Source organism: Priestia sp. GS2 (assembly GCF_036409025.1).
Lineage (GTDB): Bacteria > Bacillota > Bacilli > Bacillales > Bacillaceae_H > Priestia > Priestia aryabhattai_A.
Map to the genome: position 1 here is coordinate 2,079,940 of NZ_JAZGJX010000001.1, position 26,225 is coordinate 2,106,164.

General features: G+C 37.7%; 26 protein-coding genes and 1 riboswitch. Of the genes, 12 read left to right on the top strand and 14 right to left on the bottom strand.

Annotated features, from left to right (window positions below; genetic code table 11):
- Positions 1-37: 37 nt before the first annotated feature.
- Complete coding sequence (locus V2145_RS10835) at positions 38-1,294, bottom strand: Nramp family divalent metal transporter (RefSeq protein WP_094909812.1); 1,257 nt, start codon at positions 1,292-1,294, stop codon at positions 38-40.
- Positions 1,295-1,463: 169 nt separating this feature from the next.
- Here V2145_RS10835 and V2145_RS10840 point away from each other — a divergent pair, with 169 nt between their 5' ends.
- From V2145_RS10840 to V2145_RS10860, 5 genes are all read left to right on the top strand, one after another.
- Positions 1,464-2,534, top strand: a complete 1,071-nt coding sequence (locus V2145_RS10840; RefSeq protein ID WP_311858413.1) for a DUF3900 domain-containing protein — start codon at positions 1,464-1,466, stop codon at positions 2,532-2,534.
- A gap of 180 nt (positions 2,535-2,714) precedes the next feature.
- On the top strand, positions 2,715-2,915 hold the full coding sequence (locus tag V2145_RS10845) for a cold-shock protein (RefSeq protein ID WP_025908891.1): 201 nt from the start codon (positions 2,715-2,717) through the stop codon (positions 2,913-2,915).
- A 423-nt stretch (positions 2,916-3,338) separates the two neighbouring features.
- Complete coding sequence (locus tag V2145_RS10850) at positions 3,339-4,394, top strand: M14 family zinc carboxypeptidase (RefSeq protein ID WP_094909811.1); 1,056 nt, start codon at positions 3,339-3,341, stop codon at positions 4,392-4,394.
- A 289-nt stretch (positions 4,395-4,683) separates the two neighbouring features.
- Positions 4,684-4,759, top strand: a riboswitch (glycine riboswitch).
- 90 nt (positions 4,760-4,849) lie between these two features.
- A complete protein-coding gene (locus tag V2145_RS10855; RefSeq protein ID WP_094909810.1) occupies positions 4,850-5,122 on the top strand; it encodes an ACT domain-containing protein in 273 nt (90 codons plus the stop codon).
- Between the two features lie 13 nt (positions 5,123-5,135).
- Positions 5,136-6,497, top strand: a complete 1,362-nt coding sequence (locus V2145_RS10860) for a PFL family protein (RefSeq protein ID WP_094909809.1) — start codon at positions 5,136-5,138, stop codon at positions 6,495-6,497.
- A 22-nt stretch (positions 6,498-6,519) separates the two neighbouring features.
- On the opposite strand, the gene V2145_RS21460 is transcribed toward V2145_RS10860, so the two are convergent.
- From V2145_RS21460 to aspA, 5 genes are all read right to left on the bottom strand, one after another.
- The gene (locus V2145_RS21460; protein WP_094909808.1) at positions 6,520-6,705 is read right to left on the bottom strand and encodes a cysteine-rich CWC family protein; all 186 of its coding nucleotides are present in this window, start codon (positions 6,703-6,705) and stop codon (positions 6,520-6,522) included.
- A complete protein-coding gene (locus V2145_RS10865) occupies positions 6,702-8,108 on the bottom strand; it encodes a PH domain-containing protein (RefSeq protein WP_094909807.1) in 1,407 nt (468 codons plus the stop codon). The genes V2145_RS21460 and V2145_RS10865 overlap by 4 nt, the downstream gene beginning before the upstream one ends.
- The gene (locus tag V2145_RS10870; RefSeq protein ID WP_094909806.1) at positions 8,101-8,583 is read right to left on the bottom strand and encodes a PH domain-containing protein; all 483 of its coding nucleotides are present in this window, start codon (positions 8,581-8,583) and stop codon (positions 8,101-8,103) included. The genes V2145_RS10865 and V2145_RS10870 overlap by 8 nt, the downstream gene beginning before the upstream one ends.
- Before the next feature lie 145 nt (positions 8,584-8,728).
- The gene (locus V2145_RS10875) at positions 8,729-10,057 is read right to left on the bottom strand and encodes an NAD-dependent malic enzyme (protein ID WP_094909805.1); all 1,329 of its coding nucleotides are present in this window, start codon (positions 10,055-10,057) and stop codon (positions 8,729-8,731) included.
- A gap of 61 nt (positions 10,058-10,118) precedes the next feature.
- Positions 10,119-11,549, bottom strand: a complete 1,431-nt coding sequence (aspA, locus tag V2145_RS10880; protein WP_131886869.1) for an aspartate ammonia-lyase — start codon at positions 11,547-11,549, stop codon at positions 10,119-10,121.
- Positions 11,550-11,850: 301 nt separating this feature from the next.
- Between aspA and V2145_RS10885 the strand changes: the two genes are divergently transcribed.
- From V2145_RS10885 to V2145_RS10905, 5 genes are all read left to right on the top strand, one after another.
- A complete protein-coding gene (locus tag V2145_RS10885) occupies positions 11,851-12,435 on the top strand; it encodes a TIGR00730 family Rossman fold protein (protein WP_094909803.1) in 585 nt (194 codons plus the stop codon).
- 106 nt (positions 12,436-12,541) lie between these two features.
- The gene (locus V2145_RS10890; protein WP_131886870.1) at positions 12,542-13,237 is read left to right on the top strand and encodes a YetF domain-containing protein; all 696 of its coding nucleotides are present in this window, start codon (positions 12,542-12,544) and stop codon (positions 13,235-13,237) included.
- A gap of 37 nt (positions 13,238-13,274) precedes the next feature.
- The gene (locus V2145_RS10895; protein WP_131886871.1) at positions 13,275-14,006 is read left to right on the top strand and encodes a ZIP family metal transporter; all 732 of its coding nucleotides are present in this window, start codon (positions 13,275-13,277) and stop codon (positions 14,004-14,006) included.
- A gap of 70 nt (positions 14,007-14,076) precedes the next feature.
- Positions 14,077-14,637, top strand: a complete 561-nt coding sequence (locus tag V2145_RS10900) for a DUF4825 domain-containing protein (RefSeq protein ID WP_165932492.1) — start codon at positions 14,077-14,079, stop codon at positions 14,635-14,637.
- A gap of 163 nt (positions 14,638-14,800) precedes the next feature.
- Positions 14,801-15,622: a Cof-type HAD-IIB family hydrolase gene (locus tag V2145_RS10905; protein WP_330987684.1), complete on the top strand. Its 822-nt coding sequence runs from the start codon at positions 14,801-14,803 to the stop codon at positions 15,620-15,622.
- 30 nt (positions 15,623-15,652) lie between these two features.
- Here V2145_RS10905 and V2145_RS10910 read toward each other — a convergent pair whose 3' ends face one another.
- Both V2145_RS10910 and V2145_RS10915 read right to left on the bottom strand, forming a co-directional pair.
- On the bottom strand, positions 15,653-16,900 hold the full coding sequence (locus V2145_RS10910; RefSeq protein ID WP_094910154.1) for an NAD(P)-dependent malic enzyme: 1,248 nt from the start codon (positions 16,898-16,900) through the stop codon (positions 15,653-15,655).
- 26 nt (positions 16,901-16,926) lie between these two features.
- A complete protein-coding gene (locus V2145_RS10915; RefSeq protein ID WP_330987685.1) occupies positions 16,927-18,270 on the bottom strand; it encodes a 2-hydroxycarboxylate transporter family protein in 1,344 nt (447 codons plus the stop codon).
- A gap of 220 nt (positions 18,271-18,490) precedes the next feature.
- Here V2145_RS10915 and V2145_RS10920 point away from each other — a divergent pair, with 220 nt between their 5' ends.
- Complete coding sequence (locus V2145_RS10920) at positions 18,491-18,898, top strand: hypothetical protein (protein WP_094909797.1); 408 nt, start codon at positions 18,491-18,493, stop codon at positions 18,896-18,898.
- 23 nt (positions 18,899-18,921) lie between these two features.
- On the opposite strand, the gene V2145_RS10925 is transcribed toward V2145_RS10920, so the two are convergent.
- The 6 genes from V2145_RS10925 to V2145_RS10950 form a co-directional block, all read right to left on the bottom strand.
- Entirely contained in the window at positions 18,922-20,412 is a 1,491-nt protein-coding gene (locus V2145_RS10925) for a peptide MFS transporter (protein ID WP_094909796.1), read from the bottom strand.
- Positions 20,413-20,805: 393 nt separating this feature from the next.
- Positions 20,806-22,185: an allantoinase gene (locus V2145_RS10930; protein ID WP_094909795.1), complete on the bottom strand. Its 1,380-nt coding sequence runs from the start codon at positions 22,183-22,185 to the stop codon at positions 20,806-20,808.
- A 147-nt stretch (positions 22,186-22,332) separates the two neighbouring features.
- On the bottom strand, positions 22,333-23,676 hold the full coding sequence (locus V2145_RS10935) for a sensor histidine kinase (protein WP_256993231.1): 1,344 nt from the start codon (positions 23,674-23,676) through the stop codon (positions 22,333-22,335).
- A gap of 28 nt (positions 23,677-23,704) precedes the next feature.
- A complete protein-coding gene (locus V2145_RS10940; RefSeq protein ID WP_094909793.1) occupies positions 23,705-24,376 on the bottom strand; it encodes a response regulator transcription factor in 672 nt (223 codons plus the stop codon).
- Positions 24,377-24,487: 111 nt separating this feature from the next.
- Entirely contained in the window at positions 24,488-24,643 is a 156-nt protein-coding gene (locus V2145_RS10945; RefSeq protein WP_153301180.1) for a hypothetical protein, read from the bottom strand.
- 31 nt (positions 24,644-24,674) lie between these two features.
- Positions 24,675-25,553, bottom strand: a complete 879-nt coding sequence (locus tag V2145_RS10950; protein WP_330987686.1) for a peptidylprolyl isomerase — start codon at positions 25,551-25,553, stop codon at positions 24,675-24,677.
- A gap of 215 nt (positions 25,554-25,768) precedes the next feature.
- On the opposite strand from V2145_RS10950, the gene V2145_RS10955 reads away from it, so the two are divergent.
- On the top strand, positions 25,769-26,071 hold the full coding sequence (locus tag V2145_RS10955; protein WP_330987687.1) for an antibiotic biosynthesis monooxygenase family protein: 303 nt from the start codon (positions 25,769-25,771) through the stop codon (positions 26,069-26,071).
- Positions 26,072-26,225 lie beyond the last annotated feature (154 nt).

Here is a 26,225-nt window from a genome sequence, read left to right on the forward strand (position 1 = left end):
GAGTTTCTTCATTTATACTGTTCTCTTCTATATATAATTAAAATATATTACGCAGTTCGTTTATCATTAGTACAATAAATAATAAAATACAAACAGCCAGCATAACGTTATTCCATAATGGATTACGATATTGTTTTTCTACTCGGTTTGAATTTAAAAGCCAAAGTAATGATAAAGCTAGAAACGGCATAAATAATGCCCCTAACGCACCGTAAGCCATAATAAGGCCAACAGGCTTTCCAATAAACAATAAAAGCATGGAAGGGAATGTTAACCAGATTAAATACGCACGATATGGTTTTGTTTTCTCCACGACCACCCCTGGATTTTTTGGCTCTTTTTTCATAATACGAACAAAGTCAGCAAATAGGTATGGCACACCGTTCCATACGCCTAACAATGACGTAAAGGACGCTGCCCAAAAACCGATTAAAAATAACCAGCGCATTGGTTCATTAAAACGCTCACCTAGCATGCTCGATAACTGGACAAGACCTTGCTCACCACTTAATGTTATGCCTGTCCCAAATAAAAACTCCGCTCCTACGACAAGAAGAGATAGCGTAAAGATAGCGGTTACAATATATGCAACTGCTGAATCAAGACGCATAATTGAAATCCAAGAACGATGGTTCCAACCTTTCTCACGAATCCAATACCCATACGAAGCCATTGTAATAGAGCCACCTACTCCTCCAATTAAAGCCAAAGCGTTCATCAAAGAGCCTTCAGGTACTTTTGGCACCATGCCTAAAGCAAGTGCTGTTAGATTTGGAGAAAGCAATATGGCAGTTCCTACAACCGTAACAAACATGATGCCAACAAAAATAGTCATCAGCTTTTCAACTAATGCATATCTCCCGTTCCAAACTAGTATAAAACCAATAAGTGCATGAATAATCGCCCATGCCCAAAGCGGGAGCTGAGGAAATAAAGCATGCATGGCTAAAGCACACGACGATGAAACAGCGGCTCCAAATACAAATCCCCAAAGAACTGAATATACTCCGAAATAGCTGGTAGCCCATTTCCCCATTGAATTCCAGCCTTCTAAAATAGTTTGTCCAGTTGACAGTTGCCATCTTCCTACACCTTCATTTAAGTAATACTTTAAAATGGCTCCTACGACAATAGCCCATGCGAACGTCATGCCAAGCGTCGCCCCTGCTACTAATGCAGCAACTAAATCCCCAGCTCCAACACCCGTTGCAGCCGTGATTAATCCAGGTCCAACTTTTGAAAGTCTACTCCTCAGACGAGTAGGCGCTTCATTCGTATGTAATTCTACAGTCATACAATTCCCTCCCTTTTTTACTAGACTCTCGTTACCTATTATACTATTTTTTGTAAATTTTAGAAAGTTTCGTTTTTTCAAGTTTAACTATGCTTTATTTATCATTGACGCTTTTTTCTCTTTTCCACTATACTGAAATGATGAACTCTTAATGAAACAAGGTGAAGCTATGGATTTTAAAATTAATTTCTTATCATTTTACGTCATTCAAGTAGACGGTAAAGACGAACAAGCAGACAAACGCTACAAGCATTTTCAGACGCTAGATACAGAAGAGTATGAAGAGAGCTCAATTAAAGACTTTTTAGACGGTGAGTTTAAAAAGATTGTTAAACGGAAGGTTGAACGTCACCCAAAGGCTGAACAAGTTCCCACAAAACTCGGGTACTTTGTCACAGAACCTGGACACGCTTTGGATTCTAACCCTAACTTTAACTTATTTCATCGCACGCGCTTCGCAACGACAAAAGAAGAGTTTGAGGAAAATAGCGAACAGTTTATTCACGCATATTTAGATACCGCAGCCGTGCGAGGCGGTGCTTTTTTAGTTATATCCGCTGTACCACGCAAATATTTCGATCATGCGTTTGTATTTATTTTAAAATGTGATTTCGAACCAAAAGTAGCTTCAATTACCGATGAGTCAACACTCATTCGCCATGTAGAAATGGCCATTACAACCAAGAACATGAAGTCTATTCAATACCCCTACATGCCTGAAGAAGGCATGGTGGAAGAAAGCGAACTCGTCATTCACCAAGCGTCTCACGCCCGTTACTTTGAAGACTTCTTAAAGTTCATTGACTACAACGAGCCGATGCCTGAGATTATGAAAACACAAGTGATGGATATGGTGCGTGAACACGTCAGCGAAACGTTTGAAGCAGAAAGCGTAGAACTTGAACAGTTTGAGTCGGACATGGAACTGTGGGCAACAAGTGAAAAGCGTGAGCTTCAAGAACGTTTGGATACCCATCAAGTTATGGAAGCTGCTGCTCATATCGTCGAACATACGCCTGATGCCGAGCTTAAAATGAAGCTTGGCGAAACGGAGATTAAAGGACTGTTAGCGGATTTCGGGGAAAATATTCACTTAGCGAAAGTAAACGGACGCTATGTGGCGTTAATTGAAGCGGAATCGATTCTGTTTGAAAAAGGTGCGTCTCCGATTGAGTTTCATAAGCCTGGGGATTTGCACGGGATTATTGAGAAAATCAGCAGTAAGAACTGGGATGAATGAGTGAAATTGATAAAAGTACGTAGTTATTTCTCCCTTTACTTGCAATACTGATTTGTTTCTGTTATGCTTAGGAAGAATTATTTTTGTTCGGTAAGGATTGACAAGTTAACAACTTTCGTCTGAAGATTTGAGCAAGAATAGTAACACAATGTGTGCAAAGCACACGAGGAGGCAACAACTATGGAACAAGGTAAAGTAAAATGGTTTAACGCAGAAAAAGGTTTTGGATTCATCGAGCGCGAAAACGGAGACGATGTATTCGTACATTTCTCAGCAATCCAAAGCGAAGGTTTCAAATCTTTAGATGAAGGTCAAGCTGTAACTTTTGAAGTTGAGCAAGGTCAACGTGGACCTCAAGCTACTAACGTTCAAAAAGCATAATTAATACAGACACCTATGAACAGACTCTACTTGTAGAGTCTGTTTTTAATTTGCAACAAAATTTGGACATAATAAAAACCCTACTCACGAATGAATAGGGAAAATCAAAACACAGATAGTAACTGGTAAAGAAAATGGTAAACTTAGTATAGCATAGTATTCCTATAATACCTAACTTTTTATTCTACCTATGATGATAATCAATAGTTTAGCTCACTCAGCACTACCATTACTCCCCCCTTCTCTCCTAGCTTACCTTCCACTTGCTTGTATGATTGCAATAGGTTATTAATCTTCTCATTAAAATATTCTCAAAATACAGTATTTTAAGCTCATGCCTTTTTTAACTACTTATTCTATTATAAAAGAGTAGCGCTGTGTGTACAGGCATAGCGTATAATCTGATATCTTGGGGGAATTAGGATGACATTGAAAAAGAAAATCACGGTATTATCATTATCTAGTATTATGACATTAGGGGTATTTACATCAACTACACTACCTGCTCAAGCTGTTGGAAACGGTCCAAACGTTGGTCAAAATGAAACGATCAACACGTCAATTCTCCATACATATGAAGAAATGGTAAACTTCTTAAAAACGCAAGAAGCAAAACAAAGCGCAATGAACCTTGAAGTCATTGGACAAACTGTAAAAGGTCGCGACATTCATTTAGTCAAGTACATATCAAATCCAGACAACCCAACCATTTTGTTTTTAACACAGCAGCATGGAAATGAACAACTAACGACTGAAGGAACTCTAGAGTTTATTAAACACCTAGGGACTAATAAAACAAAAGGAATTCTTGACAATGTAAATATTTTAATTGTACCAATGTTGAACGCTGACGGAGCGATGGGCGACGTAAACTTCTCATTGGATGACTATAGAGCAAGCGGAGATCGTCACTTAACTCGTTATAATGCCATGGAAGTAGACTTAAACCGTGACCATGTAAAAAAAGAGCAACCTGAAACAAAGGCTCTTCATAATAACGTATTAAGTAAATATAAGATTGACTATATGATTGATTTGCATCATCAAGGTACACAAAGTGAACGTGACGGAAAACTTGTGTCCGGTTCTATTCTTTATCCAACAAATCCCCAGGTAAAGCCTGAAGTGGTTGAGAAATCGAAAAAGCTAGGGTCTGTTGTCTTTCATTCCGTTGACTCAAAAGGTTGGGGACACCTTGGTAAATATGCTGGCGGTTCTGATAACGCGATTGGCCGTAACGGCGCTGCGACTGAGTATGGTATTGCAACCCTTCTCTTTGAAATGCGCGGAATGTCCGATCACAACAACGAATCATATGTACTTGGTCAAAAAAGCAACGGCTATTTAATTAAACAAACAATCACTACTTTAGACTCAACTGTACGAGCTATTGCGGATGGCTCAATAGAAAAAGCAGATACAAGCTTTTGGGACACGCTTGCTACTCAAACAACTCGTCCTTCTGGAGAAGACGAGTAAGCCAACAATTATTAAAGGAAAGCGACTTCTATACGCTTTCCTTTTTTATTTTTATAAAAATCGTACCTTTTCCCCTTCGCTTATTCTACTTTTAACTGTGACATACCACCTTAAGCAAAAGGACTTCAAAGCACCCCCAGCCTCCCTACGTACACGTGATAAAATAATACAAATGTTCAAAAAAGTTGACTATCCTTTCCTTTGTTGATATGATTTCTCTATTGGTTTTTGAGCCAATACTAAGTTGAATATTCCCCAAGCAATGATTGTTGTGGATAACACTACAACAGGAGCAGCTTCTGGAGAGACCGCACAGGCGGCGCCGAAGGATTCACAATCTCAGGCAAAAGGACAGAAGAGTAACGATACATACGTATGTTATTCGATGACCTATTCGAGATTGGATTCTTCCAATCTCTTTTTTTATTTTCTATATTATTTTTGAGGTGATTATTATGCAACAAAAGCGCGCTGTGGTTAGCGTAATTGGACAAGATCAAGTAGGTATCATTTCGAGCGTCACAACTATCTTATCAAATCAAGGTGTTAATATTCTCGATATTAGTCAGACAATATTACAAGATTTTTTTACAATGATGATGATTGTCGATGTATCAACTACTGAACTAAACTCGCTACAACATTCTTTAAATAACATTAGCGAAGAGCTTGGTTTAAAAATTCACGTGCAGCTTGAAGAAACGTTCCAAGCTATGCACCGCGTATAAAGGAGAAATTAATATGAGCATTGCCTTAACAGAAATGATGGAAACCATCCGCATGGTCCAAATGGAAAACCTTGATATCCGTACAGTAACAATGGGTATTAGTTTAAGAGACTGTGCAGATTCTAACTTTGAAACAATGAATCAAAATGTTTACAATAAAATTGTTTCATATGCAGGCGAATTAAAAGAAACAGCGGAACAGGTTGAAAAAGAATATGGAATTCCAATTGTCAATAAGCGCATATCAATTACTCCTATCGCAGAGATTTTAGGCCATGCAACGGTTGAAGAAACAATTACCCTTGCTAAAACACTAGACCGCGCTGCACAGCAGGTTGGTGTTGATTTTATCGGTGGCTTCTCAGCTCTTATTCATAAAGGAATTTCAAAAAGTGATCAAACGCTACTGGACGCGCTGCCTGAAGCTCTTAGCGTAACAGAACGCGTTTGTTCTTCCATCTCAGTAGCTACCACTCGTACGGGTATTAATATGGATGCTGTGAAACAGCTCGGTATTATTATTAAAGAAGCTGCGGAACGTACAAAAGATCGTGACGGCATTGCTTGTGCAAAACTTGTGGTTTTTTGTAATCCTGTTGAAGACAATCCATTTATGGCCGGAGCTTTTCACGGATCCGGTGAAGGTGAAGTGGTCTTAAATGTAGGTGTTAGTGGTCCTGGTGTTGTTTTAAATGCATTAAAACGTCATCCTAACGCTGATTTAGGTGAAGTATCTGAAGTAATTAAAAAAACGGTATTCAAAATTACGCGCGCTGGTGAGTTAATTGGACGCGTCGTAGCTGAGCGACTAAACGTCCCCTTCGGTATCATGGACTTATCGCTAGCGCCTACTAATGCTATTAACGACAGCGTTGCTGAAATCTTAGAAGAAATTGGTTTAGAACGTGTGGGCACTCACGGTACAATTGCTGCTTTAGCACTTATGAACGATGCTGTAAAAAAAGGTGGTGCAATGGCTAGCTCTTACGTCGGTGGGCTAAGCGGGGCTTTTATTCCCGTAAGTGAAGATAATGGGATGATTAAAGGAATTACTGATGGTTCTCTAAATCTGTCAAAACTTGAAGCGATGACTTGCGTATGTTCCGTTGGTTTAGATATGATCGCCTTAACAGGGGATGTTAGTCCTGCTACGCTTTCCGGAATAATTGCTGATGAAGCGGCAATTGGAATGATTAACAAAAAAACAACGGCTGTACGTGTTATTCCTGTACCCGGTAAAAATGAAGGTGAAATGGTCGAGTTCGGTGGCCTTCTAGGCCGAGCGCCAGTTATGGGTGTTAATCCTTACAGCTCTGAACGATTGGTAAATCGCGGTGGACGAATTCCTGCTCCCTTACAAGCATTGATTAATTAAGTAAAGAGAGTCAGCGGAAGTACTACTCTTCACGCTGACTCTCTTTATAGACTTGCAAGCAGGATTTGCAAATGCAAGAATGACTAGAACTTGCTGTCAACGCAGTAGGAAACTCTTCTTCTGTGCACCAACAAGTAAATTCTTCTTCTTTTAAAACATACTGACAGCCGTTCTGTTTTCCACACAGTGGACACATTCTGCTCATCATACTTTATCTTTCTTAACATCCCAACGTGTAACTTCATCAAAGATTGGTTTCCATATGCGCTCTGGCAAGTAGCCCACTCCATAGGAAGAACCAAGCCCCATCGTTGATACACTAAGATAACGCCACCCTTTTTTCCAAAACCTGCTGCTTGCTTTCACTTTGACATCCTGAATCTTTCTACGCTGCATAATCGTTGTTTTCCGAGTGATAAACTGGGATCGAACACTTAAAAATTCACGTGTCATCATTACGCCTCCTTGGCGATATCCAAACCATGTTAATAGCCAAGCTGCTAGAAAGAGGATAACTACTCCCCACACAAGCTGAACTTTCCAAAAGCTAATTGCTATCACTGCAATACAAGCTGGGATGAAGACATACAACAGCTTATACCAAACATAGTTTCTCACTACGTTTGGCTTATACTCAAGATAATGATAAGTAGGAAGATAATCTGAAAAAACATCCACCATTTCTTTTTTCTTTAGAAATGGGTGTAAATATACTTTTTGTTCTAAATCAGAAGTTACGACTTTTAACGAAATAGCTCCCCAGCCAAATAAACGTTGAAGAAGTCCTTCTTCAACTGTAATTGCCTTAATCTTTTCAAAAGGAACCGTGAGCGAGCGCTTGTTTAATAACCCGTACTGAACTTGAAGATGCTTTTCATAACGCTCCACCACAAAATTACCAAAGCGAATTACGTACAAAATAATAGAAAGTATATACGCTATGCATAAAATAAAAAATACTAATATGATAATAGCTACAATTGACTGGGTAATAATTTGTTCATAAGCATTTTGAATCCATGGGTTGATTAAGTCATCCACGTATTCGTACAGCACACCTAGTCCGGCAAAAATATAGCCGAAGTTTGCCGATAATGCAGCAGCAATTACTAAGCGACTGGTAGGAACCTTTAATGTTTTAATGATATTTTCCCTTTCAGGAATCTCTTCCACTGAAAGAGATTCCCCTGCTTGAAGCATTGTTTTTAACTCGTGAGCATCTTTCATCAAGATGCCCGGCAAATCCACTTCTGCCCCCATTCCTGTTCCACCTGCTGTTTCGATACGAAGTCGTGCAAGTCTAACTAGTCGAAAGAGGAAAGGCTGATCAATTTGAATTGATTGAATACGCGTTAGTTGAATAAAACTATTTTCTTTTTTAAAGACGCCTTTTTTGATTCGTATTTCTTTTTCCGTAACTTCATAACGAAATGTTTTCCATTTAATAAATGCAAAAAACAAGCTGATGCCTACAATGATTAAACCTATCCACCAGTATGTCAAAATCTTATCTCGCTGAAGAATAATTAAAAATGCAAATGGTAAAATATTGTCTTTTATGTACTTTGCAGCTTGAACAAGAACGGCAAGAGGATGTAATTTTTTACTCATATTCGTCCTTCACCTCTGCCATCTTTGCGATTGTTTCGCGTAAGTTATTTGCATCTTCTGATTGTAAAGCTGGAAACTCAAGAAACCCTGCAGCTGTTACAACATTAATTGAGGCAAGACCGTATCTACGTAAAATTGGACCCGTAGATGTTTCCACATGTTGTACCTTCACAATCGGCACTTTTGTATGACTCCAGATAAACAAACCTTTTTGTACTTCAATATGCGTCTCTGTTAGTTGGTACGAATACACTTTCATGTAAATGCTGGGGGCGATAACAACATACACAACAAAGCTAACAATTAGCAAAGCTCCAGAAACCCAAAAAATCCAAATCCACCAATTAAAAAAATAAACAAGAACATAATAACCAATTGTGCCAGCTAACCATACTATATGTGGCAACAACGCTTGAATTCTCATTGCGCTTTTAGCTGCGGAAGGTAGCTTCCCCTGTAAATGTGTAATTTCCATATATATATCCTCTCAATTCATTTATTCTTTCTTTTTATACGCTTGTGCTACCCAAAAAGTTTCAATAATATGTATTTTTTCATATTTTTTCTAATTTGTATATAAAAAACCGCACTGAATTATTTCAGTGCAGTTTTTTTATTCATTATTGATAAACATTCTTTTTTACGTCACTTTGTACTGCTGCGCGCTCTACTGCTTCGGCAACAGCTTCATGTACATTAACATTTAGCGGATGAGGAACTAAATCACCTGGTTTTGTTGAATTTGCAATTGCTTCTGCAGCTGCAACTAGCATTTTGTGAGTAATATCGCGAACACCAGCGTTTAGTACACCGCGGAAGATACCTGGAAATCCTAATACATTATTTACAGAGCGTCCATCTGTCGCATAAATTGCTCCAGCTTCCAATGCATCTTCTTGTTCAATTTCAGGCTTTGGATTTGATAGAGCTAAAATAATTTGTCCTTTTTGTACCCATTCTTTCTTAATAAGTCCTGGTACACCTGTTGTTGCAATAACAATATCGCTTTGCTTCATTAACTCTTCTAGGCTATCAACTGTTTCGCCACCGTATGAACGAAGACGATCTTTTGCTTCTTCAGACTTATCAGCCCCAACTACGCTTTCAACACCATATGCCATCAACATGCGGCAAATTGCAATACCAGCTGCTCCAAGTCCAATTTGACCAACACGCGCTTGTTTTAAGTTAACACCAGCACTGCGACATGCTGAGATAGCTGCAGCTAACGTAACTACCGCCGTTCCGTGCTGATCGTCATGCATAACTGGAATATCCAGCTCTTTCTTCAAGCGCTCTTCCACTTCAAAACAATGCGGAGAACCAATATCTTCAAGTAAAATACCACCAAATCCTGGTGAAATATTTTTAACCGTTTGAATAATTTCTTCCGGACTGTTCACATCTAATAAGATAGGAATAGCATTAATATTAGTAAGCTGATCAAAAAGGGCTGCTTTCCCTTCCATAACAGGCATACCGGCTACTGGTCCAATATTACCTAAACCTAAGATTGCTGTCCCATCTGTTACAACAGCTACAGTGTTGCTAATGCTTGTATAAATTTTTGCTTTTTCTGGCTGTTCTTTAATCGCCATGCATACGTTGGCTACACCTGGTGTGTACACACGTCGTAAATCCGCTAACGTTTCAATTTTCATTTTACTTTTCATTTGAATTTTTCCGCCTTCGTGAGCGTGTAAAACTTCATCTGAAACTGTGTGCAGCGTAATTCCATCCAAGCTACGAACTGCATCTAGTAACTCTTCTAGTTGTTCTTCGCTCTCAACTTGTACGGTAATGCTTCTTCGCGTATAGTTATGGCCTACCTTAACTGTTTCAACTTCTCCAATGTCGCCACCTACGCGACCAATTGCCGTAGCTACTCGTCCTAAATTCCCTGGTACACTTGGTGTTTGAATCATTAAAGTACGAATAATATTGCTCATGTTGACTCCTCCATTTTTATCATTTTAGTGTTAATTCTTAGTCTGTCTACTTGTCCTACGATTATTGACGGTCAAAAAGTGAGTTGCCTGCAATACCTGGATTCGTCATTTCATAAGGGTTTAGGATTAAATCTAGCTCTTCTTCTGTCAATACGTCATGTTGTAAGCAAAGTTCTCGTACAGATTTCCCTGTCATAATAGCTTCTCTTGCAATACGAGAAACAACTTCATATCCTAAGTGTGGGTTAACTGCAGTAATAACGCCTACACTTTTCTCTACATATTCTTTTAATCGCTCTTCGTTTGCCTCAATACCTTCTAAGCAGTATTTTGTAAACGCGTCAAAGCCATTGTTCATGATGCTAATAGACTGCAATAGGTTAAAGACAAGCACAGGTTCCATTACGTTTAACTCAAGCTGCCCTGCTTCTGAAGCCAAACAAATCGTATGGTCATTTCCAATAACTTGGAATGCCACTTGATTAATTAGTTCTGGCATTACTGGATTTACTTTACCAGGCATAATCGAAGATCCGGGCTGGCGAGCAGGAAGACTAATTTCCGCTAAGCCTGCGCGTGGGCCAGAAGCCATTAAGCGTAAATCGTTTGCAATTTTAGACATGTTCATCATGCAGACTTTTAAAGCTGCTGATACTTCTGTATAAGCATCTGTATTTTGCGTTGCATCCACAAGGTGCTCTGCTCCATATAACGGTAGTCCGCTAATATCAGCTAAATACTTCACCACATTCTCAATATATTTCGGATCAGCATTTAAACCCGTTCCTACTGCAGTTGCTCCCATATTCACTTCATATAGATGCTGGCGGGATTGGCTGATACGTTTAATATCACGCTCTAAAACACGACTGTATGCAGCAAATTCTTGTCCTAAACGAATTGGTACTGCATCCTGAAGATGCGTTCTGCCCATTTTAATAATTGGATCAAACTGCTTTGCTTTCTTTTTAAAGACTTCTACCATATTACCCATTGTTGCTAATAAATCATCTAATAGGCGCAATGTTGATAGATGAATAGCGGTAGGGAACACATCATTAGTAGACTGAGACATGTTTACATGACTGTTCGGACTAAGTTTTACATAATCTCCTTTCTCATGGCCCATTAGCTCTAATGCACGATTTGCAATAATTTCATTCATATTCATATTCATTGATGTACCTGCTCCACCTTGAATAGGATCCACAATGAAATACTCATGCCACTGCCCTGCAATCACTTCGTCAGCCGCCTGTACGATAGCGCTTCCAATACCATCGTATAATCGTTTAGTATCCATATTTGCCATGGCAGCTGCTTTTTTGATCATCGCAAGAGCGCGAATCATTTCTTTGTTTACTTTGTATCCAGTGATTGGAAAGTTTTCAACTGCGCGCATTGTTTGGACACCGTAATATACGTCTTTTGGAAGTTCCTTTTCGCCAAGAAAATCTTTTTCAATACGACTTTGCTGTTCCTTTTTCGCCATACCGCGACCTACTTTCTATTAGTTAATTCTTATATGAGTGTGCTTAATTCTCAGCTTTTCCGTTTTAACTAGCGTACTACGCTGCATGACGCCTTCTATTAAACACTTAATATACGCTTTGATTATAAAGAAAATTATACTAATAATCAAGGTAACTCCAAAAGAGGTTTTACTTTTTTTAGTATCAAAACAAAAACGTACGTTCTCATTTATGGAATCGATTATTTTTTATCATAAAAAAGGGTTTTATCATAAATAAACGAAATGTTATTACTATACATTGTGAAAAGGAGGAATGCACATGAAAGCGATTTGTGTTTTTGCTGGAGCCAATTCCGGTGTTCACCACCACTATAAAAATGCTGCTGTAGAACTGGGAGCGTACATGGCTAAACATGATTATAAATTAATTTATGGTGGATCGAAAATGGGCTTGATGGGTGAAGTAGCTAATGAAATGTTAAAGCATGGCGGTCACGTGGTAGGCATTATGCCAAAAGGGCTTTTCAGCGGTGAGATTGTTCATACCGCGCTTACAGAATTGATTGAAGTAAGCAGCATGCACGAGAGAAAAGCCGCCATGCACGATTTGGCTGATGGCTATATTGCCCTGCCAGGAGGGTTTGGTACTTTTGAAGAACTATTTGAAGCACTTTGTTGGGCCCAAATTGGTATTCATAAAAAGCCAGTTGGACTACTCAATGTGAACGGATATTATAATGCGTTAATGAGTATGGTTGAACACGCTGTAACAGAGGGCTTTTCACAAGAATCAGCCATTCAGCTTATCAATATTTCAAGCAGCCCGCAATCGTTAATTTCATCAATGATGAACTTCACTTCTCCTTCCACCCCTTACACAAAATGGAACAATGCTTCTTCATGAATCAAGAAAAGAGTACACTACTGTACTCTTTTTTTATTTGCCGCTTACATATTTCCTATCCCCTTTGGACATTCTCTAAAAAAAGAGAGATTAGGGAGATGGTGGCATGGAGCACCTTTTCGACTTGCTGTTAAGAGGAATATTAGCTTATTTTTCTCTGCTTATTTTAACCAGAATCATGGGAAAAAGAGAGCTATCAAAAATGAATTTTAGTGACTTCGTTGTTGGAATCACCATTGGGTCCATTGCTGCTAAAGGTGCGGTTGATCATAATCAACCTTTTACTAACTATATACCAGCTTTGGTTATCATTCTTGTTCTTGAAATTTTATTTTCTTACCTTTCAATGAAATTTGATAAATTTCGGCTACTAAACAATGGGGAACCCATCATTTTAATGGAGAATGGGCGAATTCTTGAACAAAATTTAAGGAAGGCGCGGTTAAACGTCGAAGAGCTTGCTAGTCAGCTTAGACTTCAAAGTATCTTTTCTTTTCAAGACGTAGAGACGGTCCTTATTGAACAAAACGGTGGTTTTAGCGTGCAGTTAAAGTCAAGCCAGCAAGCAGTTACGATGGAAGCAATGAACATTGTTACAAGCAGCAATGGCCTACCTCGACTCCTCATTAAAGATGGAAAACTTGTTGAAAAAGAGTTAACTGCGTCCTCTTTTACGCTCGACTGGGTACACCAACAGCTTTCTACTCGTAATATCGCGAGCATTTCTGATGTAATGCTTGGTCAAATTGACCGTACTGGCTTTATCTATATTGATTTATACGAAAAAGAAAAACCGACTTAACAGTATGTAGATTACATCTTAAGAGAGTGTGATATCAATGACTTCTGCTTTTTTATGGGGAGCTTTATCTGGCTCTGCCGTTTTTATAGGCGCTATGATGGCTATTTTTTTGCCTATGAAAAAAAGTGTAAACTCATATATTATGGCATTTGGAACGGGAGTATTAATTGGCGCTGCTTCCTATGAACTTCTACAGGAGTCTGTCAAAGAAGGTGGCATGCTCTCAACTGCTTTAGGTTTTATTGTTGGAGCAGCAACTTTTACAGTATTCGATTTACTGTTAGCTAGGAAAGGTGGTCTTAATCGAAAGCGTTCTAGCCCTCAGTATACAAATAGTTCAGGTTTAGCTATTTTCGGGGGGACATTAATGGATGCTATTCCAGAATCAATTATGATTGGAGCAAGTCTAATTGAACAGAATCAAGTCAGTCCACTGCTCGTTATGTCTATTTTCATCAGTAACCTTCCAGAAGGTATTTCCGGAACAACCGGACTTATTAAAAACTCGTTCTCACACAAAAAAGTTGTATTTCTATGGCTATCAGTGGTTCTTATTTCTGCTATCAGTTCATTAGGAGGCTTCATGTTTTTGCAACAGGCTTCATCTTATACAATGAGCTTTATTGCTGCATTTGCGGGAGGAGGTATTATCGCAATGGTAGCTTCCACGATGCTTCCCGAAGCTTTTGAACAAGGTGGCCCTGTTACGGGTTTCATCACGTCACTTGGCCTTTTAACTTCGGTCGTTTTAGATTATTTTTCTTATTAACTATTGTAAATTTATCTCTTTAATGTATATAATTACAATATTATTTTCAAGCAAAGAATGGAGACTTATCATGCGCAACCTTGTTTTTTTATGTTATTTTTTTGCTTTTATCACCCTATTAGTTGGATGCAACTCTATAAATGACGCTTCTCAAAAGAATGCTTCAATTGAAGTTAAAAAACCAACAGCTACCCACTATTCGTATAATGAAAATCAACATGATGCTACTTCCATTATCAATGAACTTCCTGGACATGAAAATGTTCATAACATAACGTTGCAAACCAAAAGATCCCCTTCTTATATTTCCGTCGATTATACACAAGCATCAACGGAAACAAGTAGGCAGTTTGAACACAATTGGTCAGCAAACCTTACTAAAGAACGAGTTTTTAATAACGCAACAATATTACTTGGATTAATTGACTATGCTGATTCTGTCCACTTTAACGTTCATACTGTTGTTCCTCAAAGCATTACGATTACACGTGCAGAATTAGAAGCATTCCATCAACATCCGCTTAAACCAAATGCTTCAAAGGGCATTCAAAACGTTAGCGCTGAAAATGATGGCAATGAGCATCAAATAAACGAGTTTTTTCGTCGTCATCCAATTACAGAACTAGAGTAACCGCTATGTGCGAAGCATCTTTTAGCTGCTTCGCTTTTATTTGCCTTTTCAATCTTATGTGTGTGATTTAGGCACTCCTTTTCACATGACTTGAACAAAAATTGAACTACCCGTCCTTTTGTAGTACGATATGAACATATTGTCGTAGAAAGGAATTATGAAAATGGCCTATAAAATGATTGTACTAGACTTAGATGATACTCTTTTACGAGATGACCATACAATCTCTCCCCGTACAAAGCAAGCGTTAATGAACGCGCAGGAGGCCGGAGTAAAAGTTGTGCTAGCCTCCGGTAGACCTACCTATGGTATGGTTCATATCGCTGAAGAGCTTCGACTAGCTGATTACGGAAGCTTTATCCTCTCTTTTAACGGAGCAAAGATTATTGATTGGCGTACTAAGGAAGAATTGTTTAGCAGTACATTACCGCCTGAAACCGTTCATCAATTAGATGCATTAAGCAAACAAGAAAACGTATTAATTCATACCTATGTAGGAGATGAGATTGTTACGGAAGTAGAGAACGAGTTTACGAATATTGAAAGTGATATTACTGGATTACCTATTAAACTAGTACCCAACTTTGTTAAAGCAGTAAAAGAACCCGTTGTAAAAGTCTTAATGCTCGCACCAGGTGAAGAGCTTGTTCATGTTGAAGAAAAGTTACAAAAACAGCTTGATGGACAGCTAAGCGTTATGCGTTCAAAACCATATTTTTTAGAGTTTACAGAGGTTGGCGTAACGAAAGGAACAAGCCTTAATTTCCTTATTCAAAAGCTAGGTATTACGCGTGAAGAAGTTATTGCTATGGGTGACAGCTATAATGACGTGGCCATGATTGAATTTGCAGGCTTAGGCGTCGCAATGGGTAATGCACCTGAAGATATTAAAAAGCTAGCAAATCACGTAACAGATACAAATATGGACGATGGTGTTGCTAAGGTAGTAGAAGAATTTGTTTTAAGTCGTTTAGCCGTTAAATAAAAAAAAGCCAGCTGACGCTGGCTTTTTTTGTTATTTTGTTGTAACAAGCTCTGGCACTTCGTTCGTTTGAAGCATTTTGCTGCGTAAAGCTTCCACATCGATTTGTTTTCTTGCCACCCCTGAATCCATTGCAGCTTTCGCTACGGCAGCTGCAACATGAGCTGCTACCCTCTTATCGAACGGATCTGGAATTACATAGTCAGCATGGATATTTGTTTCATTAATGAGTCCAGCAATTGCATATACTGCAGCTACTTTCATTTCTTCATTAATTTCCTTTGCTTGTACATCTAATGCCCCGCGGAAAATACCTGGGAAAGCTAATACGTTATTAACTTGGTTTGGAAAATCTGAACGACCTGTACCAATTACCAAAGCCCCCGCTTCTTTTGCTTCTTCTGGCATAATTTCCGGAACTGGATTCGCCATTGCAAAGATAATTGGATCTTCGTTCATTGAGCGAACCATTTCTTGTGTAACGGCTCCTGCTGCTGAAACCCCAACAAAAACATCTGCATTTACCAATGCGTCAGCTAAGGTACCTTCTTGTTGATGTTTATTCGTCATGCGCGCCATTTCTTTTTTAAATGGATTCATGCCAACAGGGCGTCCTTCATAAATAATTCCTTTTGTATCGCATAATATAACATCTCTTACACCCATGCTTAAAAGAAGTTTCACAATTGCAACACCTGCTGCACCAGCACCATTTGCTACAACTTTAATATCTTCAAGTTTTTTATTTGCTAGGCGCAGCGCATTTAATAATCCCGCAGCCGTAACAATTGCCGTCCCGTGCTGGTCATCATGAAAGATTGGAATATTACAAGCTTTCTTTAAACGTTCTTCAATTTCAAAACAGTAAGGTGCTGCAATATCTTCTAAGTTAATACCGCCAAATGTAGGTTCAAGAAGCTTAACCGTTTCAACTATCTTGTCTGGATCTTCAGTATCTAAACAAATAGGAAATGCATCGACGTTTGCGAATGACTTAAACAACAGTGCCTTTCCTTCCATAACTGGCATGGAAGCACCCGCCCCAATATTACCTAACCCAAGAACGGCTGTCCCGTTTGAAACAACACCAACCAAATTTCCTTTCATCGTATAATCATAGATTTTTTCAGCATCGTCTGCAATTTCAAGACACGGCTCTGCTACTCCTGGTGAATAAGCAAGGCTTAGATCTTTTGCGCTTTGAACTTCTACTTTAGAATGTACACCAAGTTTTCCTTGTTTTTCTTTATGCATTTTAAGTGCTTCTTCACGTAATGTCATTTTGCTTGTCAACGTCCCTTCTTTTATTAGCTAAATGCTTTCATTAATAATGTTGCAATAATTACCGTAGATGCGCCTCCTAAACGAGTTGCTACCTGAGCAAACGGCATAAGTGACATTCGATTTGATGCTGATAAGATGGCAACATCTCCAGTTCCTCCAAGACCGCTATGGCAGCCGGTAACAATGGCAGCGTCAACCGGATACATTTTTAATAGTTTACCAACAAAGTAACCTGTTCCTACCATTGCAATAACAACAGATGCACAAATTACGATATAAGCAGGTGTAATAATTTTCACAACATCATCTAATGGGATAAACAAAATCCCTAATCCAACCATTAGTGGCCATGTTAAGCTTGATGAAATAAATTTATATAAATGATAAGATCCTTGTTCCATCTTTTTCGGCATAAGCTGTAAAGATTTAACTAGTGTTGCTGCTACAATCATTAATACTGGACCTGGGATTCCTAAAAATTTATGAGCTAAGCTACCAAAGATAAAGAATGAACAAGCGATTAATACACCTGCACCCATTAAAGAGAAATCAACAGGCTTATCAATATTAGTCTCTTCATCCATTTGATTTCCGCCCGCTGTTTTAACTAATACACCGTTACCCGTAAGTTCCGGCTTATTTTCTCCTAGGCGTTTCATCATACCGGCACAGATAACTGCTACGATATTTCCAATTACAGCAGCTGGTATCATTTGTGATACAAACGATTCTGCTGAATTACCCAGCACTTGAGAATAACCAAGGGACAGTGGTAGAATACCTTCACCAATTCCTCCCCCAATAATTGGGACAATAATATAGAAGAAAGTATGCTTAATTTCATAACCAAATAGTAGTCCCACAAGGATACCAACCGCCACTGCTGCCAGTGTCCCAACAACTAATGGAATAAACATTCTGGTGAATCCTTGAATTAAAACCTTTCGATTCATGCCCAAGATACTTCCTGCTACTAACACTGAAATATAAAAATAGAGAAAGTTTGATGTTTTCATCAACGTTGTTACCGCTTCCATAGAAGCAGGGTTAATCAAATTATAAAAAACTAGAATGGAAGGAACAAGCAGTGCTAATATTGCTGGCCCACCAATATCTTTTAAGATAGGAATTTTCATACCTAAGTCGCCAAGTAAAATCCCCATTACCATAATAACTGCAAACCCACCAATCATATCTGGTGGAAGCTGATTGTAAACAGATGCTCCATAAACAATTAGCGCTAACACAACATAAAGTGGAAGTGGCAGTACACCTACTTTTACATCGTTAATTTTGGACCATAGCCCTTTTGATTTCTTAGGTTGTTGATATTCAGAAAACGTTTCCAATTTACGAGCTGTACCCATTACCTTAACCTCCTGTCTTTCTACAAAGTCTATGATACTTAATGTTCAGACAACTTGATACGTTTTGTAACTTTTAAAGCAATTTTGTAACTAAAAAAATTAAATGATTAAAATGTATAGAGCTTGCCATATTCGGCTAGCCTTAAAAGTGTAACGAATATTCCAACAATGTTTTCATACATATATAATAATGACGAATTGAGAGTAGGAGGGAATAGCTATGCTGAAACCTGATACAGCCATCGTTTTGGGTCTAATGATTGAAGAACCGTTTACACGGTTAGATGATGAAGCGATTAGGCACATTGCTGTAAATGAGCTTGAAAATGGACTTGGGGTCTTTAATCAAGCGTCCAATCTTTATTACGAGAAATTTCTTTATTTGGACGAGCACACAAAGGTACAGCTTCGTAAAGAAGTCTTCTCACTTCATTTAACGCTAAATCAAATAAAAAATGCACATGCTAAGGGTTATACATCCGAAGCCGTTCATATCTATCAAATTATTGCTGAAACTGAAAATTCAACGAATGCAATGAACACACTCTTTCAATTTCCTACTTATAACGGTGAAGAAGATGATCAAAGTTACCGGTCATTTATGAATATCTTTGGATCAAAAAAATAAAAGCCGTCTTTTGACGGCTTTTATTAATTAATCCCCTTCATTAATTGTTTAATTTTTGAAGAAGAAAGGAAAATGATGATACCCAGAATAACAGATATTCCACCTAATAATCCAAAGTATGCAGATTGTGAAATTCCTTCATAGAATCGAACAATCTGTGCGTTGATTGCCTGTGCAGCTGCACTTGCTAAGAACCACAAGCTCATCGTTTGTGCAGAGAATGCTTTTGGCGCTAATTTTGTTGTTGTTGATAATCCAACCGGTGATAAGCAAAGCTCACCAATTACAACTAAGAAGAAGCTTAATACAAGCCATAACGGACTTGTTAAATGATCTGCATCACCTGTTACTGACGGGATAACCATTACTAAGAATGAAAAACCGGCAAATAACAAGCCTAAAGAAAATTTTTGTGGTGTAGATGGTTGACGGTCTCCAAGCGACACCCACAGCTTAGCAAATACAGGTGCTAATAAAATAATGAATAATGGGTTAAGTGATTGGAACCAACCTACTGGAATTGTAAAGCTTCCATATGTTAACTGTGTTGATGTTTCAGCATAAATTGCTAAAATTGTTGATCCTTGCTCTTGAATTGCCCAAAACATAACTGCAGAAATAAACAGTGGAATATATGCAAGTAGTCGAGAGCGTTCAACATTTGTAGTTTTTGAGCTACGATACATAACTGTGAAATAAATGATTGGAATAATAACAGCTAGGAAACTAATGAACGCAATAACATTCGTTAGAGTTAAGAAGCCTACTACTCCTGCTACAATTAAGAAGATAGCGAGCACAGCAACGATTAAACCAATAATTCCAAACGTTTTTTTACGTTCACCAGGCTTTAACGGGTTTGGAACTTCTGTACCTGCTAAACCTAGGTTTTTCTTTTTTGTCATAGAAAAAACAATTAATCCACCTAACATTCCAACTGCTGCGGCACCGAAACCTAAATGGAACCCATAGTTTTCTCCAAGCGTAGATACGATTAATGGAGCAATAAATGCTCCTAAGTTAATCCCCATATAGAAAATACTAAATGCGGCATCACGTCGGTTGTCGTTCTCTCTATATAAGTCTCCCACAACACTTGAAACGTTTGGTTTTAATAAACCTGTTCCTAAAATGATAAACAACATAGCTACTAATACGCCGTTAAACCCAGCTGGAATAGCTAAAACGATATGACCAATCATGATCAACACGCCGCCCCAGAACACTGTTCTTGAGGTTCCTAGTATCCTATCAGCAATCCATCCGCCAATAATTCCTGACATGTAAACAAGCGCTCCATAAATGGACATAATAGATGCTGCTGTTCCCTTATCAATACCTAATCCACCTTGGGACACTTCCGTGTATAAATACACGATTAGAAGTGCTTTCATTCCATAATAGGAAAAGCGCTCCCAGAACTCAGTGAAAAATAGCGTAAATAATCCTTTTGGATGGCCAAAAAATCCTTTTTGAGGAACACTTTGGACAATTTTCTCTTTATCAAGCGACATATTTTACATCCTTTCTCTATCTTTCTCCCTTTTTCCCCTGTTTACTAATTTTTAAAATATCAAAAAATTATGATGATATAAAATTAGAAACAATAAAATTTTATTCTTATAAAATGATTCTGTCAATATAAAAAAATGTAAATAAACATATTTTTATGCAACTTTTTTCTTATTTAAGCTTCAGATATAGCTCTATACCTAGCTTATCCTAAATAAAAAACGTTTTGTATTTTTTTATTTTAATTATTCATTTTACTGATTTTTTATAATATCAAACTAATATTTTCTATTTCTTTTTACCCTAGTATTCTTTTAAAGGTATGTCCTTTATCCTATATAATTTTCCAATATAATAAAAATTATACAATAAAAAAAGGATGAATGCTTTCATCCTCAACGTACGTTTGTATTTTCTATTTGTTGCACAAATCTTGACTGGTTAAGAGGTTGCTCAAACGTATTAGTGTCAGATTCGTATACGATTTCACCTCCACAAATCGTATAGCGAATTGTACAGCTGAATTTATAGCCTTCATAAATGCTATGCTTGTGTTTAAAAAACATGTGTTGTTGCTTTACGGTGTATGAGTCTTTTAAATCAACAATTGTTAAGTCTGCATCTCCCCCAACTTGAATGCTACCTTTTTGAGGATACAATCCAAAACGCTTAGCAGGAGCTGTTGAAGTTAATTGTGCAATTTTAGTAAGGGGCACGCCTCTTTTTTGATATCCTTCTGTGATCATTGCCTGAAGCGTATACTGCCCTCCCGATATTCCTCCCCACACTTCAAATATATTGTCTGATTGCTTCAAGTCCATAGGACACGGAGAGTGATCAGAAGATATCATATCGATTTCACCTTTTTCAATCGATGACCACAATTTCTCTTGTTCTGCCGCTGACCTGAGCGGAGGTGCACATTTAGCCAGCGCTCCAATTTCTTCAAAGTCTTCTTCTCCAAACAGCAAGTAGTGTGGGCAAGTTTCTAAAGTAACATCTTCTCCTCTTTTTTTAGCATGTACGATTAAATCAACAGCTTCCTTACTACTAATATGTACAAAATGAAGTGAACATCCCGTTTGCTTAGCATATTCTAATGCTTCTTTCACTGCTTCCACTTCCACTTCAATTGGCCTTGTCTCTAAATAACTTCTAATTGATGTAAGCCCCTTTTTCTCTTTTTGTTTTTGAAGCTCTTTAATCGTTTTGTCTTTCTCCGCATGCAAGGCAAGAACCTTGCCCAACTTCGCAATTTCTTTCATACCTTCATATAACGTAAGTCCGTCCGAAAATTCAAACTCTGATCCTGCTTCTGACATAAACGCTTTAAAACCAATTGCTCCTTGCCTTGCCATTTTTTCAAGTTCATCTTTATTACCAGGTACTAATCCTCCCCATAATCCAAAGTTTACAAATGATTTCTTGTTTCCAAGCTGCTTTTTATTTAAAAATGCTTCTTTCGTTATGGTAGGAGGAACACCATTTAGAGGCATATCAAAATAAGTTGTGCACCCTCCTGCTGCCATCGCTTTTGAACCATTATCAAACCCCTCCCAATGTTCTCTTGCAGGCTCATCAAAATGAACATGTATATCAATAGCCCCAGGTAATATATGCATTCCTTCTCCTCTTATTACCTCTTTTGCTTGGCTAGTATCAATAGTAGACTTTAAAGCCATTATTTTACCATCATATATGCCAATATCTATTGTGCGTACCTCATTTTCTAACACAACCGTTCCACTTTTAATAAGCAAGTCATATTTTTTCATCCATAAACCCCTTCCACTTGCATTAGATTACTTTAAACATAACTGAATTTTCTAATTTTTTCATCGTTTAATTTACCCTTTTTTAAAAGATGTTTTGTGCAAACTAGACAAAAAATGTGCCTAGATACGATAGTATCTGGCACATTTTTATTGAGGTAAACTAATTCGAAAAGTGCTTCCTTTCTCAGGTTCACTGTCCACTTTAATTGTCCCTTTGTGCATATCAACAATCCATTTTGCAATAGCTAAACCAAGCCCATGCCCACCCATTTGTCTAGACCTGGATTTGTCCGCCCTGTAAAAGCGATCAAAAATCCTTTTTTGTTCATCTTTATGGATACCGACACCTGTATCAGTCACTCGAATTTCAACTGAATTCGTTCTTTGCTTAACAAACACTTCTACTTGTCCGCCTGGAGTAGTGTATTTAATCCCGTTGTCCAACAATATATACATAAGCTGTGTAAGTTTTTCTTCATCTCCAGAAATGTCTACCTGCTTAGGTGCTTCTAGGTGTAAGCTAATATTTTTAGAATGAGCAAGTGGTTCAACGGACTGTATTACTTTTTCAACCATTTTCTTAACATCAAATCTATTAAAGGCTTGCTGGTTTTTGCTAGCATCTGATCGAGCAAGCGTGAGCAAATCACTTACAAGCTTCGTCATCCTTTTTACTTCTGCTTTCATATTACCGACGAGCTTTTTAGAAAAGGGATCTTCATTTACTTCGTCCTGCATTTCTAGTGCATTAATAGATGATAACATTACGCTTAATGGTGTTCTCAACTCATGAGAAGCATCGGCTACAAACTCTTTTTGCTTTAAAAACGCAGTTTCAATAGGAATCATTGCACGCTTTGACATTAAGCGACTCATGTAAATAGCTACGCCTACAAATAAAACCGTTAACGATAACATGATTACTAACAGCCACTTTAGCAATTGATATAGGAACGAAACATTTTTGCCAATGTAAAGCATCCCTAAAAACTCACCTTTATAGAAGATTGGCTGTCCAGTCATAAGCAAGTCAATACTTACCTTAAATTCATCTTCAGCATGACCATTTCGCTCAAACTGTTCAACATTGGGACGAATTGTTTCAATACGTTCTTTACGCACTTCATTTTCAATTGGAATCCAACCGTTAATTAAATTTAACAATTTCGGCCTCAATCCTTCACTTGCTTCACTCCCCATTAGTAATTGACCTTCTGGGCTGACGACATAGTAAAAGAATGCGTCTTCTCTAGCCACAACAATATCTTGGTATTCATCTTCTACTCGGTCACTTTGCTCAACTAAAAGACTTTTCACAAATTTTGTTTCTTGCTTGAGCAGCATGTTTAAGCTTTGTTGCTGATTGCTGCTAATCACAACGTACACAAGTGAGTAGACGATAAATACAAATAAAAGCAGAAATATCATTAACAGTGCACTGTATCGAAAGGTAAGACGATTTTGCGTTTTGCTAAATAAATCTTGTTTCATGCGGTTACGAGCTCTTCTTATTAACTTTTTAGTCAATTTTATAACCTACTCCACGTATACTTTGGATTAGCTCTTGTTTCCCAAAATGATCTAGTTTCTTTCGCAAAAGCTTGACCGTTGCATCAATAGTTTTAATGGATACATCTGACTCATAGCCCCAAACGCGATCTAAGATAATATCTCTTGATAGAACCTGACCCTTATTTTTCAGTAAAAAGTCCAATAGCTGAAACTCTCTTGGACTAAGCTGAATTGATTTGTCTCCATTATTCATCATTTGACTTGAACGGTTTAAGGTAATTTGATCAATTTCAACAGTTTCTTCAACAATTGGAGCATAGTTGCGACGAGACAAAGCTCTTAGTCTAGCCAACAATTCATCAATTTCAAATGGCTTCACCATATAATCATCTGCCCCGGCATCTAATCCATGTACACGATCTTGAACAGCATCTTTCGCTGTTAGCATTAAGATAGCCCCATTATACCCTTCTTTTCGAAGCTGCTGGCAAATTTCTACTCCATCTCCGTTGGGCATCATCCAATCTAGGATGAGAATATCGTAATGTGCATCAGTAGCATATAGGTAAGCATCACGCCCTTCCGTCACCCACTCGACGTTAAAGCCTGCTTTTTTCTTTAACATATAACTTATTAGCTCTCCTAGTTGTAAATCATCTTCTGCTAATAAAACATTCATATTTTCTCAGCTCCATTCATTTATAAATATACTACTTTATCGCTAGGACATAAACAATCAGCAGGTAGGTTTACCTGCTGATTGTTTATGTCCTTATTCATTTTATCTATGTCAACGGTTAAAAGCATGTTGAGAATGAGAATTTGATTGATTGTTTACACTTTCTGTTACTTGTACCACGCGACGGCATATCTCAGCTCGCACACCGCGTTCTTTTAATTTTTCTACAATTTGTTCTAACTTATTGTAAGGCTTTTGTGTTTTCATTTTAATTCCTCACTTTATTTAGAATAATGGATTACGAAAAATTCTCAATGTCATACTTTTTCTTCGTTTCTTCTAACCAAGTTGAATATTCAGACTGAAATTTATTCTCTAATAAAAGTTGTTTAATTTCATCTTTACTATTTTCATAATTTGCATCTTGAGCTTCTTTTTTATCAGTTACTTTTATAATATGATAACCATACTCCGTTTTTACCGGATTGCTAATGGCATCAACCTTTAAGTTAAATGCTGCATCGCTGAATTCTTGCACCATATCTTCTTTACTAAAGTATCCCAAGTTTCCTCCATCTTCCTTAGAGGCTGTATCGGTTGAATATTCTTTTGTTAAATCAGCAAACTTTTCACCATCGCTCAGTTTTTTCTTCACTTCATTAGCCGTTTTTTCATCTTTTACAAGAATATGGCTTGCTTTTACCTGCTCCGGCTGATCAAATGAATCTTTGTTTTCATCAAAATATGATTTCATCTCATCCTCAGAGATTTCAATTGTATCTTCTACTAATTTTTTAGCCTTTAAATTTGTTTCTAAATCTTTTTTAACTTCTTTTTCTTTAATACCGCTTGCTTCTAAAGCTTGATTAAACGTGTCTTCCCCGCCATATGATGTGATTAATGCATCAAGCTCTTTATTAAGTTCTTTTTCACTAACTGTTACGCTTTTCTTTTCAGCTTCTTTATTAATGACTTTTTGTTCAATCATTGAATCCAAAACGTCAGTTCCACCTTGAGACATTAACACTTCATATAATTGATCCTTTGTGATTTTGTCTCCATCAACACTCGCTACTGCATCGGTGCGATTGACTTGATATACAACACCCGCAATGATAGCACCAGCAGTAATGATACCAAGAAAAGAAAAAAGCTTTTTCTTTTTCTTCTTATCCATTTTCTTACCTCTCCTAACTTCCATCCATGACTTACGCTATGTATGTAAGCGTAAAAATTATGAGCTTTTTGAACAGTTTTCTTTCTACGTTTTTAACTATACAAAAACAAAATGAAAAGATGGTGAAAGCGTCAAAAAAGTTTGCTCTGACTATTCACCATGTGAGATAATCTTTGAAGTTATTTATCATACTATAGAAGAAACAGGGGGACATCATGGTTAAAGAAGTTGCTTTTTTTTATATAAAAAAAGATTTATTAGCAGAGTTTGAAGATGCATTTCATCAAGCTGCTCGCGTTATCGCATCCGTACCAGGATATATTGACCATTCTATTCATCGATGCGTTGAAACGGATACAAAATATATGATTATTGTCGAGTGGGAAACTATCGAAAGCCATATGGTGAACTTTGTTCAATCTTCATTATTTGAAGAGTGGGACAAACAAATGGGACGTTTTTTCGAACCCAACATAACAATGGATCATTATATAACTGTTCAAACCTCTAAACATTGACATTCCGATTCAAAAAGCTTATTCTTAACTTAGCACCCTATCCATCACCATTTCGCTTGTTGCGGGACACTTAACCAGTTCGGAATGGATAGGGTGTTTTTCTGTGTTAAATGTTAAAAACATGTGTTAGATAATAAAGCCGCTCGTTTCTATT

Excerpts from the sequence above, each read along its gene's own strand:
- V2145_RS10835 (WP_094909812.1), bottom strand. The coding sequence starts at position 1,294 with ATGACTGTAGAATTACATACGAATGAAGCGCCTACTCGTCTGAGGAGT.
- V2145_RS10840 (WP_311858413.1), top strand. The coding sequence starts at position 1,464 with ATGGATTTTAAAATTAATTTCTTATCATTTTACGTCATTCAAGTAGAC.
- V2145_RS10845 (WP_025908891.1), top strand. The coding sequence starts at position 2,715 with ATGGAACAAGGTAAAGTAAAATGGTTTAACGCAGAAAAAGGTTTTGGA.
- V2145_RS10850 (WP_094909811.1), top strand. The coding sequence starts at position 3,339 with ATGACATTGAAAAAGAAAATCACGGTATTATCATTATCTAGTATTATG.
- V2145_RS10855 (WP_094909810.1), top strand. The coding sequence starts at position 4,850 with ATGCAACAAAAGCGCGCTGTGGTTAGCGTAATTGGACAAGATCAAGTA.
- V2145_RS10860 (WP_094909809.1), top strand. The coding sequence starts at position 5,136 with ATGAGCATTGCCTTAACAGAAATGATGGAAACCATCCGCATGGTCCAA.
- V2145_RS21460 (WP_094909808.1), bottom strand. The coding sequence starts at position 6,705 with ATGATGAGCAGAATGTGTCCACTGTGTGGAAAACAGAACGGCTGTCAG.
- V2145_RS10865 (WP_094909807.1), bottom strand. The coding sequence starts at position 8,108 with ATGAGTAAAAAATTACATCCTCTTGCCGTTCTTGTTCAAGCTGCAAAG.
- V2145_RS10870 (WP_094909806.1), bottom strand. The coding sequence starts at position 8,583 with ATGGAAATTACACATTTACAGGGGAAGCTACCTTCCGCAGCTAAAAGC.
- V2145_RS10875 (WP_094909805.1), bottom strand. The coding sequence starts at position 10,057 with ATGAGCAATATTATTCGTACTTTAATGATTCAAACACCAAGTGTACCA.
- aspA (WP_131886869.1), bottom strand. The coding sequence starts at position 11,549 with ATGGCGAAAAAGGAACAGCAAAGTCGTATTGAAAAAGATTTTCTTGGC.
- V2145_RS10885 (WP_094909803.1), top strand. The coding sequence starts at position 11,851 with ATGAAAGCGATTTGTGTTTTTGCTGGAGCCAATTCCGGTGTTCACCAC.
- V2145_RS10890 (WP_131886870.1), top strand. The coding sequence starts at position 12,542 with ATGGAGCACCTTTTCGACTTGCTGTTAAGAGGAATATTAGCTTATTTT.
- V2145_RS10895 (WP_131886871.1), top strand. The coding sequence starts at position 13,275 with ATGACTTCTGCTTTTTTATGGGGAGCTTTATCTGGCTCTGCCGTTTTT.
- V2145_RS10900 (WP_165932492.1), top strand. The coding sequence starts at position 14,077 with ATGCGCAACCTTGTTTTTTTATGTTATTTTTTTGCTTTTATCACCCTA.
- V2145_RS10905 (WP_330987684.1), top strand. The coding sequence starts at position 14,801 with ATGGCCTATAAAATGATTGTACTAGACTTAGATGATACTCTTTTACGA.
- V2145_RS10910 (WP_094910154.1), bottom strand. The coding sequence starts at position 16,900 with ATGACATTACGTGAAGAAGCACTTAAAATGCATAAAGAAAAACAAGGA.
- V2145_RS10915 (WP_330987685.1), bottom strand. The coding sequence starts at position 18,270 with ATGGGTACAGCTCGTAAATTGGAAACGTTTTCTGAATATCAACAACCT.
- V2145_RS10920 (WP_094909797.1), top strand. The coding sequence starts at position 18,491 with ATGCTGAAACCTGATACAGCCATCGTTTTGGGTCTAATGATTGAAGAA.
- V2145_RS10925 (WP_094909796.1), bottom strand. The coding sequence starts at position 20,412 with ATGTCGCTTGATAAAGAGAAAATTGTCCAAAGTGTTCCTCAAAAAGGA.
- V2145_RS10930 (WP_094909795.1), bottom strand. The coding sequence starts at position 22,185 with ATGAAAAAATATGACTTGCTTATTAAAAGTGGAACGGTTGTGTTAGAA.
- V2145_RS10935 (WP_256993231.1), bottom strand. The coding sequence starts at position 23,676 with ATGAAACAAGATTTATTTAGCAAAACGCAAAATCGTCTTACCTTTCGA.
- V2145_RS10940 (WP_094909793.1), bottom strand. The coding sequence starts at position 24,376 with ATGAATGTTTTATTAGCAGAAGATGATTTACAACTAGGAGAGCTAATA.
- V2145_RS10945 (WP_153301180.1), bottom strand. The coding sequence starts at position 24,643 with ATGAAAACACAAAAGCCTTACAATAAGTTAGAACAAATTGTAGAAAAA.
- V2145_RS10950 (WP_330987686.1), bottom strand. The coding sequence starts at position 25,553 with ATGGATAAGAAGAAAAAGAAAAAGCTTTTTTCTTTTCTTGGTATCATT.
- V2145_RS10955 (WP_330987687.1), top strand. The coding sequence starts at position 25,769 with ATGGTTAAAGAAGTTGCTTTTTTTTATATAAAAAAAGATTTATTAGCA.